Below are 14,505 nucleotides of genomic sequence, written 5' to 3' on the forward strand. Positions count from 1 at the left end.
ATGGGCGGACACCCGACGCGCGGCGGACCGGCGGGCGGAACGGGAACGGCGGTCACGCGTCCCGGCGCCGAACCGCGCCCGGACGGCACGCCGAAGGCCGTCTACGTCGTCTGGGTGCTGCTGGGCCTCAACACGCTCGGCTCCGCCGGGGCGAAGACCATCGTCCGGCTACCCCGCTCCCTCATCCAGATGGCCACCATGGGCGCGCTGGTCTCCGCGTTCGCACTGGCACTGGTACTCAACCCCCGGATACGCATCCGCCCCAACGCCTTCCTCTTCCTGCTCACCCTGCTGCTGGTGCCGAGCGTGATCTCCAGCCTGAAGCTGGAGGTGGGGCTCGGAGCGCTGTTCCGCTGCACCCGGCTGGCCATCTTCGTCGGCACGCTCTGGCTGACCAGCCGCTGGTGGGACGGCGGCTTCACGTTCGTCCGGACCCACATCCGGATGTACTACGCGGTGCTCTGGTCGGTGGCCGCCGGCCTGATCATCTCACCGGGCACGGCCATGCCGGAGTACTACGGCGGGCGCCTGGTCGGCGCGCTCTGGCCGCTCACCCCGCCCCAGATCGGCCAGTACTCCGCGGTGATCATCGGGCTCACCGTGCTGCTCCTGCTGGGCGGCCGGACCACCGGCAGGAGCGCGGCGGCGATCATCGTGCCGACCTTCGTCCTGCTCGCCATGACCCACACCCGGACGGCCACGATCGGCCTGCTCATCGGCCTGGCCCTGGCGATCGGCTCGCTCATCCTCACCAGCGCCGCCGCCCGACGGTTCTTCACCTGGGCGCTGCTGTGCTCCACGGTGGCCGCGGTGGCCTTCGCCTCCGCGCTGGAGACCTGGTTCATGCGCGGACAGAGCAAGGAGAACTTCTCCAACCTCACCGGCCGGGCCAAGGTCTGGGACGCCCTGCTGACCCAGCCGCGGACCATCCCCGAAGAGGCCTTCGGCATCGGCCTGGGCGACAAGTCCTTCGGCGGGCTGCCGATCGACAACAGCTGGCTCGCCGTCTACAACGAGCAGGGCCTGGTCGGCATCGCCCTGGTGGCGGCGATCCTCCTGGTCCTGGGCGGCGTGGCCCTGCTGCGCCCGCCCTCGCTGGAACGGGCCTGCGCGATCTTCCTGATCAGCTACGTCGCGATCTCCTCGTACACCGAGGCCGGGCTCGGCGACGCCTCGCCGTACCTGCTGCACCTGGCCCTGGCCGCCTCACTGCTCGCCACACCCGCCGAGGCCGCGCCCCTGCCCACGCTCACCGTCCCGCGACCGCGCATCCCGCGCCGGGACCGCAACCGGGAGGTGACCTGACCGTGCACGTCCTCGTGGTGCACAACCGCTACTCCTCGGCGCAGCCGAGCGGGGAGAACAGAGTCGTCGACGAGGAGGTCGGCCTGCTGCGCGCGGCCGGCCACCGGGTCGACGTGTTCGAGCGGCGCAGCGACGACATCGCCGCCCGGTCCCTGCTCGGCAAGGCCGCGGTGCCGCTCCTCGTGCCCTGGAACCCGGCGGTGCGCAAGGAGCTCACCGCTCGGCTGCGCAGCGACCGGCCGGACGTCGTCCACGTCCACAACGTCTTCCCGCTGCTGTCGCCCGCGGTGCTCGCCGCCTGCGCCGACGCGGGCGTGCCGGTCGTCGCCACGCTGCACAACTACGCCCAGGTCTGCCCGCCCGGCACGCTGCACCGGGACGGCCGGGTGTGCACCGACTGCGCCGGGTCGGCGGCGGCGCTGCCCGCCGTGCGGCACGGCTGCTACCGCGACTCCCGGCTCGCGACGGTGCCGCTCGCGGTCAGCCTGACGGTCAACCGGCGGCGGTGGTGGTCCGGCGTGGAGCGGTTCTTCTGCATCTCCGCGGCGCAGCGCGACGTCCTGGTGCGCTCCGGCATGCCCGCCGAACGGCTGCTGGTGAAGCACAACTTCGTGCCCGACCCGGGCGCCCGCCGGTCGGGCGCCGGGGAGCACCTGCTCTTCCTCGGCCGGCTCACCGAGTCCAAGGGCGTGCGGCTGCTGATGGCCGCGTGGGACGGGATCGCCGCGGACGGCGGTGCGGGCGTGCCGCTCGTGCTCGCCGGCGCGGGACCGCTGGAGCGGGAGGTGACCGCCTGGGCGGCGGGCCGGGAGGACGTGCGGTACGTCGGCCTGTACGACCCGGCCCAGTGCCGGCAGGCCCTCGCGCGGTCGGTCGCCGTGGTGGCTCCCTCGATGTCCATGGAGACCTTCGGCCTGGTGGTCGCGGAGGCGACGGCGGCCGGGGTCCCGGCTGTCGCCTCCGGTCACGGCGCCTTCGCCGAACTCGTCGAGGACGGGGTGACCGGGCTGCTGCACCGGCCGGGCGACGCGGCCTCGCTCGCGTCCTGCATCCGCCGGATCACGGCCGAGCCGGACCGCAACCGGGAGATGGGCCGGGCGGCCCGGCGCCGCTACGAGCAGGGGTTCAGCCCGGCCGTCGGGCTGGAGCGCCTGGTGGAGGGGTACCGCACCGCGATCGCGGGTCGGTCCGGCGGCGCGGACGGCGCGCCGCCGACAGGGAACGGAAACGACGGTCCGCGGCGGGGCACCCCCGCGGGCAGGGATTGGGGGCACTAGATGACACGATGCCGACTCTGCGGCTCGACGGCGCTGGGGAGCGTCGTCGATCTGGGGGCGACCCCGCCGTGCGAGAGCTTCCTCCCCGCGGAGCACCTGGACCGGCCGGAGCCGACGTACCCGCTGCACCTGCGGGTCTGCACCGACTGCTGGCTGGCGCAGCTCCCTCCGCTGATCACCCCGGAGGAGACGTTCACGCAGTACGCGTACTTCTCCTCCTACTCGACCTCCTGGGTGGAGCACGCCCGCACCTTCGTCGCCGACGCCGTGCAGCGGCTGGGTCTGGGCCCCGACGCCTTCGTGGTCGAGGTCGCGAGCAACGACGGGTACCTGCTCAGGCACGTGGTGGACCGGGGGATCCGCTGCCTCGGCATCGAGCCGTCGGTGAACGTCGGCGCCGCGGCGCGGGACGCGGGCGTGCCCACGCTCACCGAGTTCCTGGACCCGGCGGCCGGCTCGGCCGTCCGCGCCGAGCACGGTCCGGCGGACCTGGTCGTCGCCAACAACGTGTACGCGCACATCCCCGACGTGGTCGGGTTCACCCGCGGGCTGCGCGCCCTGGTGGCCGACGACGGCTGGGTCTCCATCGAGGTGCAGCACCTGCTGACCCTGATCGAGGAGAACCAGTACGACACCATCTACCACGAGCACTTCCAGTACTACACGGTCGCGTCCGCGATCCGGGCGCTCGCGAGCGGCGGGCTCACGCTCGTGGACGTCGAGCTGCTGCCCACGCACGGCGGCTCCATCCGGCTGTGGGCCCGGCCCGCGGAGGCGGCCGGCGAGCCGAGCCGGCGGGTGGCCGAGGCGCTGGACCGGGAGAAGGCCGCCGGGCTGCAGGAGCTGTCCGGGTACACCGAGTTCTCCGCCCGGGTGGCCAAGGTGCGCCGGGACCTCCTGCGCTTCCTCATCGAGGCGGCCGAGCGCGGCGAGACGGTCGTCGGCTACGGCGCCCCGGGCAAGGGCAACACCCTGCTCAACCACTGCGGCATCCGGCCCGACCTGCTCCCCTACACGGTCGACCGCAATCCCTACAAGCACGGCAGGTTCACCCCCGGCACCCGCATCCCGATCCTGCCTCCCGAGCAGATCGCCACCGACCGGCCCGACTACGTCCTCGTCCTCCCGTGGAACCTGCGGGCCGAGCTGGTCGAGCAGCTGTCCTTCGTGCACCAGTGGGGCGGCCGACTGGTCTTCCCCATCCCGGAACTGACCATCGTCGAGGTGAAGCCGTGAAGGTCGTCCTGTTCTGCGGGGGTTACGGGCTGAGGATGCGCAGCGGGGCCTCCGACGACGTGCCCAAGCCGATGGCGATGGTCGGACCGCGGCCGCTGATCTGGCACGTCATGCGCTACTACGCGTACTTCGGGCACACCGAGTTCATCCTGTGCCTCGGCTACGGGGCCCACCACATCAAGGACTTCTTCCTCCGCTACAAGGAGACGACGTCCAACGACTTCGTGCTGCGGGGCGGGAAGACCGAGCTGCTGTCCACCGACATCGCCTCCTGGACGATCACCTTCGCGCAGACCGGCATCGAGTCGCCGATCGGCGAGCGGCTGCGCCGGGTGCGCCACCACCTGGACGGCGACGAGATGTTCCTCGCCAACTACGCCGACGTGCTCACCGACGCCCCGCTGCCGGAGATGATCGACTCCTTCGCCCGGCGCGACGCCGGTGCGTCGATGATGGTGGTGCCGCCGCAGTCCTCGTTCCACTGCGTGGACCTGGGCGAGGACGGCCTGGTGGGGGGCATCACGGCGGTGAGCGACATGCCGCTGTGGGAGAACGGCGGCTACTTCGTGCTGCGCCAGGAGGTCTTCGACCACATCCCGGAGAACGGCGACCTGGTCGCCGACGGATGCGCCCGACTGGCCAAGTCCGGGCGGCTGGTGGCTCACCAGCACCGCGGCTTCTGGAAGCCGACCGACACCGTGAAGGAGCGGGCCGCGCTCGACGCCGCCTACGCGCGGGGCGACCGCCCGTGGGCCGTGTGGGAACGCGACGGCGCGGGGGTGCGCGCGTGATCCGGCTCGGGGCCGGGCGCCTGGAGCGGATCGTCGCGGTGGGCGCGCACTGCGACGACATCGCCATCGGCGCGGGCGGCACGCTGCTGACGCTGTGCCGCGCGCGACCGGGTCTGCGCGTGGACGCGCTGGTGCTCTCCGGCGGTGGCAGCGACCGCGAGCAGGAGGAGCGGGCCGCGCTCGCCGCCTTCTGCCCGGGCGCCGAACTGCACCTCACCGTCGACAAGTTGCCGGACGGGCGGCTGCCCGCGCACTGGGCGGAGGCCAAGGCCGCCGTCGAGGAGCTGCGCGCGCGGACCGAGCCCGACCTCGTCCTCGCCCCGCGCACCGAGGACGCGCACCAGGACCACCGCGGGCTGGCGCGGCTGGTCACCACCGCGTTCCGCGACCACCTCGTGCTCGGCTACGAGATCGTCAAGTGGGACGGCGACCTCGGCCGGCTGCCGGCCTACCAGCCGCTGTCCCCGGAGACCGCCGAGCAGAAGGTGCGACTGCTGCAGGAGCACTACCCCTCGCAGCGGCACCGGTCCTGGTACGACCGGGAGGCCTTCCTCGGCCTCGCCCGGATCCGCGGCATCGAATGCCACGAGCGCTACGCCGAGGCCTTCGCCGTCACCAAACTGACTCTCGATCTGGAGGGCTGACAGATGCGCGTACTGCTGACCGGACACCAGGGCTACCTGGGCACCGTGATGGCCCCCGTCCTCGCCGAGGCCGGGCACGAGGTCGTCGGGCTGGACGCCGGGCTGTTCGCGGACTGCGTCCTCGGCCCGACGCCCGCCGACCCGCCCGGTCGGCGGGTGGACCTGCGCGACGTCACGGCCGAGCACGTGGCCGGGGTGGACGCCGTGATCCACCTGGCCGCGCTGTCCAACGACCCGCTGGGCTCGCTGGCGCCCGACCTCACCTACGACATCAACCACCACGCCTCCGTGAAGCTGGCGAAGCTGGCCCGCGACGCCGGCGCACAGCGCTTCCTGTACGCGTCCACCTGCTCGGTCTACGGCGCCGCCGGCGGCGACGACCTGGTGGGCGAGGACGCCCCGCTGCGTCCGGTGACGCCATACGCGGAGTCCAAGGTGCGGGTGGAGGACGACCTGCACGACCTGGCCGACGGCGACTTCAGCCCGGTGTTCCTGCGCAACGCCACCGCCTTCGGCTACTCGCCCCGGCTGCGCGCCGACATCGTGCTGAACAACCTGGTGGGCCACGCCCTGTTGTCCGGCGAGGTGCTGGTGCTCTCCGACGGCACCCCCTGGCGCCCGCTGGTGCACGCCGCCGACATCGCCCGGGCCTTCGCGGCCGCGCTGGTCGCGCCGCGCGAGGCGGTGCACGACGAGGCGTTCAACATCGGCAGCGAGGTCAACAACGTCACCGTCGCCGAGATCGCCGAGCAGGTCGCCGAGGCGGTGGAGGGCTCGAAGGTGCGGATCACCGGCGAGGCCGGCGCCGACCCCCGCTCGTACCGGGTGGACTTCTCCCGGTTCCGGGCCGCGGCCCCCGACTTCGCCTGCGAGTGGACGGTGGAGCGGGGAGCGCTCGAACTCGCCGACGCCTACCGGACGTTCGGGCTGACCCGGGAGGCCTTCGAGCAGCGCTTCACCCGGCTCGCGGTGCTGCGCGCGGCGTCCGAGGCGGGCACGGTCGACGAGACCCTGCGGTGGCGCGGATGACCGCGGCGGGCGAGGCGGTTTCGGTCGGCGAGGAGATGCACGCGCTGGTGGAGCGGCTGTACCCGCTGTGCCGGAGCATCACCGGCGACGGTGTGCGCGCCACCCTGGAGATCGTCGGCGAGTACCTTCCGCTGCGGGTGCACGAGGTGCCGACGGGGACGCAGGTGCTCGACTGGACGGTGCCGCAGGAGTGGAACATCCGGGACGCGTACATCGCCGACGCCGCCGGCAACCGGGTGGTCGACTTCGCCGCGTCCAGCCTGCACGTGCTCGGCTACAGCGTGCCGGTGTCGGCGACCCTGCCGCTGTCCGAGCTGCGCGGGCACCTGCACACCCTGCCGGACCACCCGAGCTGGGTGCCGTACCGCACCAGCTACTACCAGCCGCAGTGGGGGTTCTGCCTGGCCCAGGAGACCCTGGACGCGCTGCCGGACGGCGAGTACGAGGTGCGCATCGACTCCACCCTCGCGGACGGCCACCTCACCTACGCCGAGCACGTCGTCCCCGGGCAGGTCCCCGAGGAGGTGATCGTCTCCTGCCACGTCTGCCACCCCTCGCTGGCCAACGACAACCTGGCGGGCATCGCGGTGGCGACCTTCCTGGCCGGGGAGCTGGCGGAGCGGACGCCGTACTACACCTACCGGTTCGTCTTCGCGCCCGGCACCATCGGGGCGATCACCTGGCTGGCCCGCAACGCGGAGCGGGTGGAACGGGTCAGGCACGGGCTGGTGCTGGCCTGCGCCGGGGACCGGGGGCAGCTGACGTACAAGCGGAGCCGGCGCGGGGACGCGGAGATCGACCGGGTGCTGCAGCACGTGCTCACCACCTCCGAACGCCCGCACCGCGTCACCGAGTTCACCCCGTACGGCTACGACGAGCGGCAGTACTGCTCGCCCGGGTTCGACCTCGGCGTGGGCTCGCTCACCCGGACCCCGTACGCGGGCTATCCGGAGTACCACACCTCGGCGGACGATCCGGACTTCGTCTCGCCCGAGGCGATGGCGGACACCCTCGCGGTCTGCCGCGAGGCGTTCGCCGTCCTCGACCGCAACCGGCGGTACGTCAACCTCAGCCCCTACGGCGAACCCCAGCTGGGCCGGCGGGGGTTGTACGACGCGCTCGGCGGCCGCAGCGACACCAAGCAGGCCCAGCTGGCCATGCTCTGGATGCTCAACCTCTCGGACGGCGAGCACGCCCTGCTCGACATCGCCGAGCGGTCCGGTCTGCCGTTCGACACCGTCGCCGCCGCCGCCGACGCCCTGCACGGCGCCGGACTGATCAAGGCGTGACGCCGATGACCACCGAGGAGGAGCAGACGGCGACACCGGCGGCACCGGCCCGCAGCGCCGGCCTGGTCGGCCGGCTGTCCTGGGGGCTGGCCGACCAGGCGGCCTCCAGCGTGAGCAACTTCGTGGTGGGCGTCTACGTGGCCCGCTCGCTGGGGGTGGCCGCGTTCGGCGTGTTCAGCCTCGCCTGGGTGACGTACGGCGTGGTGCTCAACGTCTCCCGCGGGCTGGCCACCGATCCGCTCGTGGTGCGCTTCAGCGGCGTGCCCGAGGCGTCCTGGCGCGGGGCGGTGGCCCGGTCGACGGGCACCGCGCTCGGCGTCGGCACGGTCATCGGCGCGGTCTGCCTGGTGGCCGGGCTCGGCCTCGGCGGCCGGGTCGGGTCCGCGTTCGCCGCCCTCGGTGTCATGGTGCCGGGGCTGCTGCTCCAGGACGCCTGGCGGTTCTCGTTCTTCGCCGCCGGCGCCGGGCGGAAGGCCTTCCTCAACGACGTCGTGTGGGGCGTCGCGCTCGTCCCCGCCATGGTCGTGGCGGCCCGGGTGGGCGGCGTGGCCGCGTTCGTCCTCGCCTGGGGCGCCTCCGCCACCGTGGCGGCGGGGTACGGCTACCTCCAGTCCGGCATCCGGCCCCGGGTGACCGGGGCGCGCGGGTGGCTGCGCGAACAGCGCGACCTCGGCTACCGCTACCTGGTCGAGAACGTCAGCCTCAGCGGCGCGAGCCAGCTGCGGGCGTACGGGCTGGGCGCGATCGTCGGGGTCGGCGCGGTGGGCGCGGTGCGGGGCGCCGAACTGCTGCTCGGCCCGTTCCTGGCGGTGCTCATGGGGCTCTCGCTGGTCACCGTCCCGGAGGCGGCCCGGGTGCTGCGGCAGGCCCCGCACCGGCTCGGCGGGTTCTGCCTCCTGCTGGGCGGGGGCCAGGCCGCCGGCGCGCTGCTCTGGGGCGCGACGCTGCTGCTGATGCCCGGCCGGCTCGGCGAGCTGGCGCTCGGCGACGTCTGGCACTCCGCCTCGGCCCTCATCGTGCCGATCACCCTCGGCGTCGCGGGTGCGGGCCTCGGCACCGGCGCGGCGGCCGGGCTGCGCGCGCTCGGCGCGGCCCGGCGGAGCCTGCGCTGCCAGCTGTTCGCCTCCGCCTGCTACGTCGGCGGCGGGCTCGGCGGGGCGGCCGCCGGCGGCACGGTCGGCTCCGCCTGGGGCGTCGCCGCCGCGACCGTCAGCGGCTCGGCCGTGTGGTGGCTGCAACTGCGGTCCGCCCTGCGCGAGCACCACCACACCATCCCCGAAGTGAGGACGCCTTGACTTCCGTTCCCCGGCTGAGCATCGGCCTGCCCGTCTACAACGGCGAGGAGTACCTCGCCGAATCGCTCGACGCCCTGCTCGGCCAGACCTACGAGGACTTCGAGCTGGTCATCTCGGACAACGCCTCGACCGACGGCACCGAGGGCATCTGCCGGCGGTACGCCGCGCGGGACTCGCGCATCCGCTACCTCCGGCTGCCCCGGAACATCGGCGCCACGCCGAACCACAACCACGTGTTCGCCGAATCCCGCGGCGAACTCTTCAAGTGGGCCTCACACGACGACCTGTACGCCCGAGACCTGCTGCTGCGCTGCGTGGAGGCGCTGGACGAGCGGCCCGAGGTGATCCTCGCGCACGCCGACCAGGCCGTCATCGACGGCGACGGCCAGGTGAAGGTCCCCTACGAGTACGGGCTCGCCACCGCCTCGTCGCACGCGCCGGAGCGCTTCCGCAGCATGCTGTTCGAGCCCGGCGGCGACGACTTCTACGGGGTGATCCGGGCCGAGGTGCTGCGCCGGGTGAAGCCGATGGACAGCTACCACCACGCCGACCGCACCTTCGTCACCGAGATCGGCCTGCACGGGCCCTTCCACCAGGTGCCGGAGCTGCTGTACTTCCGCCGCGACCACCCCACCCGCGCCGAGCGGGCGAACCCCTCCAAGCGCTCCCGGTGCGTCAACCTGGACCCGCGCCGGGCGGGCCCGCTGCACCCGACGCCCCGGCTGCTCGTCGAGTACGTCTGGGGCTTCGTCTCGGCGGTCCGGCGGGCGCCGCTGTCCTCGGCCGACCGGCGGGAGTGCTACCGCCACCTGGCCGCGTGGATGAGCAGCCGGGCCCGGCCGGGTGCCGGCGAGCGGGTCGAGGACCGCGCCCCGGTCGACCCGGCCCTGCTCACCGTCTCCGTCGACGCCCTGGTGGCCGGCCGCGAGGGGCGGCGGCCATGACGTCCACGGGCGCGACCCGGGTGCGGGTCGGGGTGTTCGGGCTGCTCGGCTCCGGCAACCTCGGCAACGACGGGTCGCTGGAGGCCGTACTCGCCTACCTCCGCGCCGAGCACCCGGAGGCGGTGGTGGACGCGCTGTGCGGGGGGCCGGAGGTCGTCACCGCCCGGTTCCGGATCCCCGCCACCCGGCTGCACTGGAACCGCGCCGAGTACCGCACCGCGTCGCGGGCGGGCGCGGTCGCCGCGAAGGGACTGGGCAAACTCGTCGACGCCGTCCGCACCGCCGCCTGGGTGCGCCGACACGACCTGGTGATCGTGCCGGGCATGGGCGTCCTGGAGGCCACCCTGCCGCTGCGGCCCTGGGGTTTCCCGTACGCGCTGTTCCTGCTCTGCGCCTCCGGCCGGCTGTTCGGCACCCGGGTGGCGCTGGTCAGCGTCGGCGCCGCCGAGATCCGCAACCGGCCGACCCGGGGCCTGGTGCGCTGGTCGGCGCGGCTGGCCGCGTACCGGTCGTACCGGGACGCCCCGTCCCGCGACGCGATGCGGGCGATGGGCGTGGACACCGCGCGCGACGAGGTCTACCCGGACCTCGCGTTCTCCCTGCCGGCGCCACCGGCTGAACCGCCCTCGGGCGGGCCGGGCCCGGTCTGCCTCGGCGTCATGGACTTCCACGGCGGCAACGACGACCGCGCCCGGGCCGAGGAGATCCACCGGCGCTACCTCCACGGGACCGTCCGCTTCGTCCGCGCGCTGGTCGAGGAGGGCAGGCCCGTCCGGCTGCTCACCGGCGACGAATGTGACACGTCGGTGGTCGCCGCGATCCTCGCCGCGGTGGACTCGCCGCTGGTCACCGCCGCCGAACCGGCCTCACTGGCCGACCTGATGACGGAGATGGCGGCCGCCGACACCGTGGTCGCCGTCCGCTACCACAACCTGATCTGCGCGCTGAAGACCGGAACACCGGTGCTCGCGCTCTGCTACGCGACCAAGAGCGACGCGCTCATGGCCGAGATGGGACTCGGCGCGTACTGCCACCCGGCGCGCGAGGTCGACGCCGACCTGTTACTCGAACAATTCCACGAACTGGAGAAGAGATCGGTGGAGCTGAGACGAACCCTCGCCGAGCGGAACCTGACCGCCGCCCGACGCCTGGAGCACCAGTTCACCGCCCTGACCGCCACCCTCTTCCCGACGGCCGACAAACCCTCGCAGGAGTCCCCATGAAGGTGACCGAAGTCCCGGCGATCGCCGGCGCCTACCTGTTCGAGCCGACCCCGTACGCCGACGAGCGCGGCTTCTTCTGCCGCACCTTCGACGCCGAAGTGCTCCGCTCGGTGGGCCTCGACCCCGACGCCTTCGTGCAGCACAGCGTCTCCCGCTCGGTGCGGGGCGTGCTGCGCGGAATGCACCTGCGCTCCGGGGCCGGCGAGGCCAAGCTGGTGCGGTGCTCGCACGGCGAGGTCTTCGACGTCGTCGTGGACCTGCGCCCGGACTCGCCGACCTACCGCAACGTGGCCGTCTTCGAGCTCTCAGGCGAGACGCAGGTGAGCGTGTACGTCCCGGCGGGGTGCGCGCACGGCTTCCAGGCGCTGACCGACGCGGACGTCTCGTACCGGATCGACCGCCCGCACGACCCCGCCGAGGACGTGACGATCGCCTACGACGACCCCGAACTCGCCATCCCCTGGCCGCTGCCGGCCGTGTCGGTGTCCGAGCGGGACCGCGAGGCGCCGAACCTCGCCGAAATCCTGCGACCCGAGGGGAAGTGAAGTCGCCATGGCCACGGAGGAGTTCAGCCTGCCCAGGTCGCGGGCGGCGAACGAGCGCCTGCACGCCCTGATCCCCGGAGGCGCGCACACCTACGCGAAGGGCGACGACCAGTACCCCGAGCACCTCGCCCCGGTCATCAGCCACGGCCGCGGTGCCCACGTGTGGGACGTCGACGGCAACCGCTACGTCGAGTACGGCTCCGGCCTGCGGTCGGTCAGCCTCGGCCACGCCCACCCGCGCGTGGTGGAGGCGGTGCGGCGGGAACTCGACCGCGGCAGCAACTTCGTCCGGCCGTCCGTCCTGGAGGTCGAGGCAGCGGAACGCTTCCTGGCCACGGTGCCGACCGCCGAGATGGTGAAGTTCGCGAAGAACGGCTCCGACGTCACCACCGCCGCGGTGCGACTCGCCCGCGCCGTCACCGGGCGCCCGCGGGTGGCCATCTGCGGCGACCATCCGTTCTTCTCCGTCGACGACTGGTTCATCGGCACCACGCCGATGTCCGCCGGCATCCCGGCGGCGACCACCGAGCTCACCGTGGCGTTCCCCTACGGGGACCTGGCGGCCACCGAGAAGCTGCTCACCAGCCACCGGGACGAGGTCGCCTGCCTGATCCTCGAACCCGCCGGGCACACCGAGCCGCCGCCCGGGTACCTCGCCGGCCTGCGCGAGCTGGCCGACCGGCACGGCTGCGTCCTGGTCTTCGACGAGATGATCACCGGCTTCCGCTGGTCCGCGGCGGGCGCCCAGGGCCTGTACGGCGTCGTCCCCGACCTCTCCACCTTCGGCAAGGCACTGGGCAACGGGTTCGCCGTCGCCGCGCTGGCCGGGCGCCGCGACCTGATGGAGCGGGGCGGGCTGCGCCACTCCGGGGACCGGGTGTTCCTGCTGTCCACCACGCACGGCGCGGAGACCCACGCGCTGGCCGCCGCGATGGCCGTGCAGACCACCTACGCCGAGGAGGGCATCACCGCGCGGCTGCACGCCCTCGGCGAACGGTTGGCCGCCGGTGTCCGCGCGGCCGCGGTGGACGCGGGCGTCGGCGACCACGTCCTCGTCCGGGGCCGGGCCAGCAACCTGGTGTTCGCCACCCTCGACGAGGACCGGCAGCCCTCGCAGCCGTACCGCACCCTGTTCCTGCGCCGGCTCCTCGCGGGCGGAGTGCTCGCCCCGTCGTTCGTGGTGAGCAGCGCGCTCGAGGATGCCGACATCGACCACACCGTCGATGTGGTGGCCGAGGCCTGTGCGGTGTACCGGAAGGCGCTGGACGCCGGTGACCCCACCCCATGGCTGGCCGGGCGCCCGGTGAAGCCCGTCTTCCGCCGCCTGGCGTGACGTGGCGTCAGCGACGTTCCGCTCTCCGGTCCGCCACCCCGTCGACCAGCCGGTCGACCAGCCGGGCGGTGACCGGTACCACCGCCAGCGCGGTGCACCAGCCACCGAGGACGTCGGTCGGGTAGTGCGCGCCCAGAGCCACCTGCGCCCAGCCCATGGCGGCGCCGGCAACCAGGGCCGGGGCGAGCACGAGTGACGCACCGGCCGTCCCGCCGGGGCCGAGCCCGTCTCGGCCCCGGCGGCCGGTCGCAAGCATCGCCGACACCAGGGCGAGCGCGGTGAAGAAGGCCGTGTGCCCGCTCGGGTAGGACAGGTTGTCGCCGTGGATGGTGCGTCCCACCAGGTGCTTGAGCAGCGTCACCACCCCCACCGCCGCGCCGACGCCGACCACGGTGAACACCGCCGCACGAGGACGCCGGAGCAGCAGGCAGCCCGCCACCGCGGCCCCGACCAGCAGCGCCGCCCCCACGGGCTCCCCCAGGAAGTCCAGGGCCCGGGCGACGTACCGCCACGGCGGCCCCACCCCCTCCACCGCCGCCGCGACCCGCACGTCCACCGCCCCGGGCCCGCCCGCCCCGGCGTACCACCCCCCGAGCCCGACCGCCACCAGCCCGGCCAGCCCCGCGACCAGCCCCAACCACCCCCGCAACCCCGGAGCCCCCGCCCGCGGGATCATCCCCACGTCAGCTCCAGCCGGACGATCCAACGCGAGCCCCCTCGTGTCCGGCCCGCCCCCGGCCACTACTTGTCAGTCCGACCAGCAGTCGCCGGGGCCGGATAACTGATGCACAGTCAACAACCGTCAATGGTACCGGCGGAGGCGGGTCCGATTCTGCGGTGCGGTCCGGCCGCTCGACGGAAGCGGTCAGAGGATCGGCTCGCAGCCGATCGCCTCGCCGGTCGAGAGGTGGCGCATCCCCGCGGCGTCGCCCCAGACCAGGCGCATGGCGTCGAGGTCGTCGGCGCGGCGGTCCCGCAGGCGGACGCGGGCGGTCTCCAGGACGGGCAGCGTCATGGGCGGATGCACGGGCGTGCGATTCATGTTCGAACCCTAACGAGCCGGTGTGTGATTGCGGCGGGTCGGGCCCGCCCGTCGGTGCGGCACACTGGGCCGCACCCTGGTTGGCGACGGACCAGCCAGTGCGGACGGCGGCGGAGACCTCCTTCACGGCGGCGGTCGCGGCCGTGCGGGCCCGGATGAGCACCTCGGTCAGCGCCGGGTCGGGCAGCTGCAGCCCGCCGGGGGAGGCGGCGGCGGGGGCGGGGAGCGCGACGGCGAGGTTCGGCTCGTTCACGGTGCAGACGTGCCGCACGCCGTCGCCGATGATCGGCGCGGTGGCCGCGACGTACCGGGCGAAGCGGTCGACGGCGTCCGGGGCACGCCAGCCGCCGCGTTCGGCGAACCAGCGCGGCAGGGTGAAGTGGTGCAGCGTGATCATGGGGCGCAGGCCGCGGTCGAGTGCTCCGTCGACGATGCGCCGGTAGTGGGCGACGGCCGCGCGGGAGAAGCGGCCGGGGGCGGGTTCGATCCGTGCAAAGTTTTTGCTCGGAAGGTGCGCCCACCCGGCCCGCGGGCTCAGAGCGGACTCGGAGC

Annotated in this window: 14 protein-coding genes and 1 pseudogene; 12 read left to right on the forward strand and 3 right to left on the reverse strand. The window is 73.7% G+C overall.

Translation table 11 applies throughout. From position 1 onward, the window contains the following. From ACZ3TI_RS26545 to ACZ3TI_RS26600, 12 genes are read left to right on the forward strand one after another with little or no spacing between them, the layout of a single operon-like run. Nucleotides 1-1,305, forward strand: coding sequence for an O-antigen ligase domain-containing protein (locus ACZ3TI_RS26545; RefSeq protein WP_465730324.1), 1,305 nt, complete (start codon nt 1-3; stop codon nt 1,303-1,305). 2 nt (nt 1,306-1,307) lie between these two features. Continuing rightward, complete coding sequence (locus ACZ3TI_RS26550; protein ID WP_465730326.1) at nt 1,308-2,582, forward strand: glycosyltransferase; 1,275 nt, start codon at nt 1,308-1,310, stop codon at nt 2,580-2,582. Next, on the forward strand, nt 2,583-3,818 hold the full coding sequence (locus ACZ3TI_RS26555; protein WP_465730328.1) for a class I SAM-dependent methyltransferase: 1,236 nt from the start codon (nt 2,583-2,585) through the stop codon (nt 3,816-3,818). Then, nucleotides 3,815-4,609, forward strand: coding sequence for a glycosyltransferase family protein (locus ACZ3TI_RS26560; protein WP_465730330.1), 795 nt, complete (start codon nt 3,815-3,817; stop codon nt 4,607-4,609). Before ACZ3TI_RS26555 ends, ACZ3TI_RS26560 begins: the two co-directional genes overlap by 4 nt. Continuing rightward, the gene (locus ACZ3TI_RS26565) at nt 4,606-5,253 is read left to right on the forward strand and encodes a PIG-L deacetylase family protein (protein WP_465730332.1); all 648 of its coding nucleotides are present in this window, start codon (nt 4,606-4,608) and stop codon (nt 5,251-5,253) included. Before ACZ3TI_RS26560 ends, ACZ3TI_RS26565 begins: the two co-directional genes overlap by 4 nt. A gap of 3 nt (nt 5,254-5,256) precedes the next feature. Next, the gene (locus tag ACZ3TI_RS26570) at nt 5,257-6,282 is read left to right on the forward strand and encodes an NAD-dependent epimerase/dehydratase family protein (RefSeq protein ID WP_465730334.1); all 1,026 of its coding nucleotides are present in this window, start codon (nt 5,257-5,259) and stop codon (nt 6,280-6,282) included. After that, on the forward strand, nt 6,279-7,571 hold the full coding sequence (locus ACZ3TI_RS26575; protein ID WP_465730336.1) for a DUF4910 domain-containing protein: 1,293 nt from the start codon (nt 6,279-6,281) through the stop codon (nt 7,569-7,571). The genes ACZ3TI_RS26570 and ACZ3TI_RS26575 overlap by 4 nt, the downstream gene beginning before the upstream one ends. A gap of 5 nt (nt 7,572-7,576) precedes the next feature. After that, nucleotides 7,577-8,866, forward strand: a complete 1,290-nt coding sequence (locus tag ACZ3TI_RS26580) for a hypothetical protein (protein WP_465730338.1) — start codon at nt 7,577-7,579, stop codon at nt 8,864-8,866. After that, nucleotides 8,863-9,810: a glycosyltransferase family 2 protein gene (locus ACZ3TI_RS26585; protein WP_465730340.1), complete on the forward strand. Its 948-nt coding sequence runs from the start codon at nt 8,863-8,865 to the stop codon at nt 9,808-9,810. The genes ACZ3TI_RS26580 and ACZ3TI_RS26585 overlap by 4 nt, the downstream gene beginning before the upstream one ends. Then, a complete protein-coding gene (locus ACZ3TI_RS26590; protein WP_465730342.1) occupies nt 9,807-11,033 on the forward strand; it encodes a polysaccharide pyruvyl transferase family protein in 1,227 nt (408 codons plus the stop codon). Before ACZ3TI_RS26585 ends, ACZ3TI_RS26590 begins: the two co-directional genes overlap by 4 nt. Then, on the forward strand, nt 11,030-11,578 hold the full coding sequence (locus tag ACZ3TI_RS26595) for a dTDP-4-dehydrorhamnose 3,5-epimerase family protein (protein ID WP_465730344.1): 549 nt from the start codon (nt 11,030-11,032) through the stop codon (nt 11,576-11,578). Before ACZ3TI_RS26590 ends, ACZ3TI_RS26595 begins: the two co-directional genes overlap by 4 nt. Before the next feature lie 7 nt (nt 11,579-11,585). Further along, complete coding sequence (locus ACZ3TI_RS26600) at nt 11,586-12,911, forward strand: glutamate-1-semialdehyde 2,1-aminomutase (protein WP_465730346.1); 1,326 nt, start codon at nt 11,586-11,588, stop codon at nt 12,909-12,911. 7 nt (nt 12,912-12,918) lie between these two features. On the opposite strand, the gene ACZ3TI_RS26605 is transcribed toward ACZ3TI_RS26600, so the two are convergent. The 3 genes and pseudogenes from ACZ3TI_RS26605 to ACZ3TI_RS26615 all read right to left on the reverse strand — a co-directional run. Beyond that, complete coding sequence (locus tag ACZ3TI_RS26605) at nt 12,919-13,587, reverse strand: phosphatase PAP2 family protein (protein ID WP_465730518.1); 669 nt, start codon at nt 13,585-13,587, stop codon at nt 12,919-12,921. A 189-nt stretch (nt 13,588-13,776) separates the two neighbouring features. Continuing rightward, nucleotides 13,777-13,953 carry a hypothetical protein gene (locus tag ACZ3TI_RS26610; protein WP_465730348.1) on the reverse strand — a complete coding sequence of 59 codons (177 nt, stop codon included), beginning with the start codon at nt 13,951-13,953 and terminating at the stop codon, nt 13,777-13,779. 91 nt (nt 13,954-14,044) lie between these two features. After that, nucleotides 14,045-14,491: pseudogene (locus ACZ3TI_RS26615) on the reverse strand (family 1 glycosylhydrolase); the annotation flags it as partial. Between the last annotated feature and the right edge of the window lie 14 nt (nt 14,492-14,505).

The sequence above is a fragment of the Kitasatospora sp. NPDC023120 genome (genome assembly GCF_055560835.1).

Excerpts from the sequence above, each read along its gene's own strand:
- ACZ3TI_RS26590 (WP_465730342.1), top strand. The coding sequence starts at position 9,807 with ATGACGTCCACGGGCGCGACCCGGGTGCGGGTCGGGGTGTTCGGGCTG.
- ACZ3TI_RS26605 (WP_465730518.1), bottom strand. The coding sequence starts at position 13,587 with ATGATCCCGCGGGCGGGGGCTCCGGGGTTGCGGGGGTGGTTGGGGCTG.
- ACZ3TI_RS26595 (WP_465730344.1), top strand. The coding sequence starts at position 11,030 with ATGAAGGTGACCGAAGTCCCGGCGATCGCCGGCGCCTACCTGTTCGAG.
- ACZ3TI_RS26570 (WP_465730334.1), top strand. The coding sequence starts at position 5,257 with ATGCGCGTACTGCTGACCGGACACCAGGGCTACCTGGGCACCGTGATG.
- ACZ3TI_RS26575 (WP_465730336.1), top strand. The coding sequence starts at position 6,279 with ATGACCGCGGCGGGCGAGGCGGTTTCGGTCGGCGAGGAGATGCACGCG.
- ACZ3TI_RS26610 (WP_465730348.1), bottom strand. The coding sequence starts at position 13,953 with ATGAATCGCACGCCCGTGCATCCGCCCATGACGCTGCCCGTCCTGGAG.
- ACZ3TI_RS26545 (WP_465730324.1), top strand. The coding sequence starts at position 1 with ATGGGCGGACACCCGACGCGCGGCGGACCGGCGGGCGGAACGGGAACG.
- ACZ3TI_RS26600 (WP_465730346.1), top strand. The coding sequence starts at position 11,586 with ATGGCCACGGAGGAGTTCAGCCTGCCCAGGTCGCGGGCGGCGAACGAG.
- ACZ3TI_RS26580 (WP_465730338.1), top strand. The coding sequence starts at position 7,577 with ATGACCACCGAGGAGGAGCAGACGGCGACACCGGCGGCACCGGCCCGC.
- ACZ3TI_RS26555 (WP_465730328.1), top strand. The coding sequence starts at position 2,583 with ATGACACGATGCCGACTCTGCGGCTCGACGGCGCTGGGGAGCGTCGTC.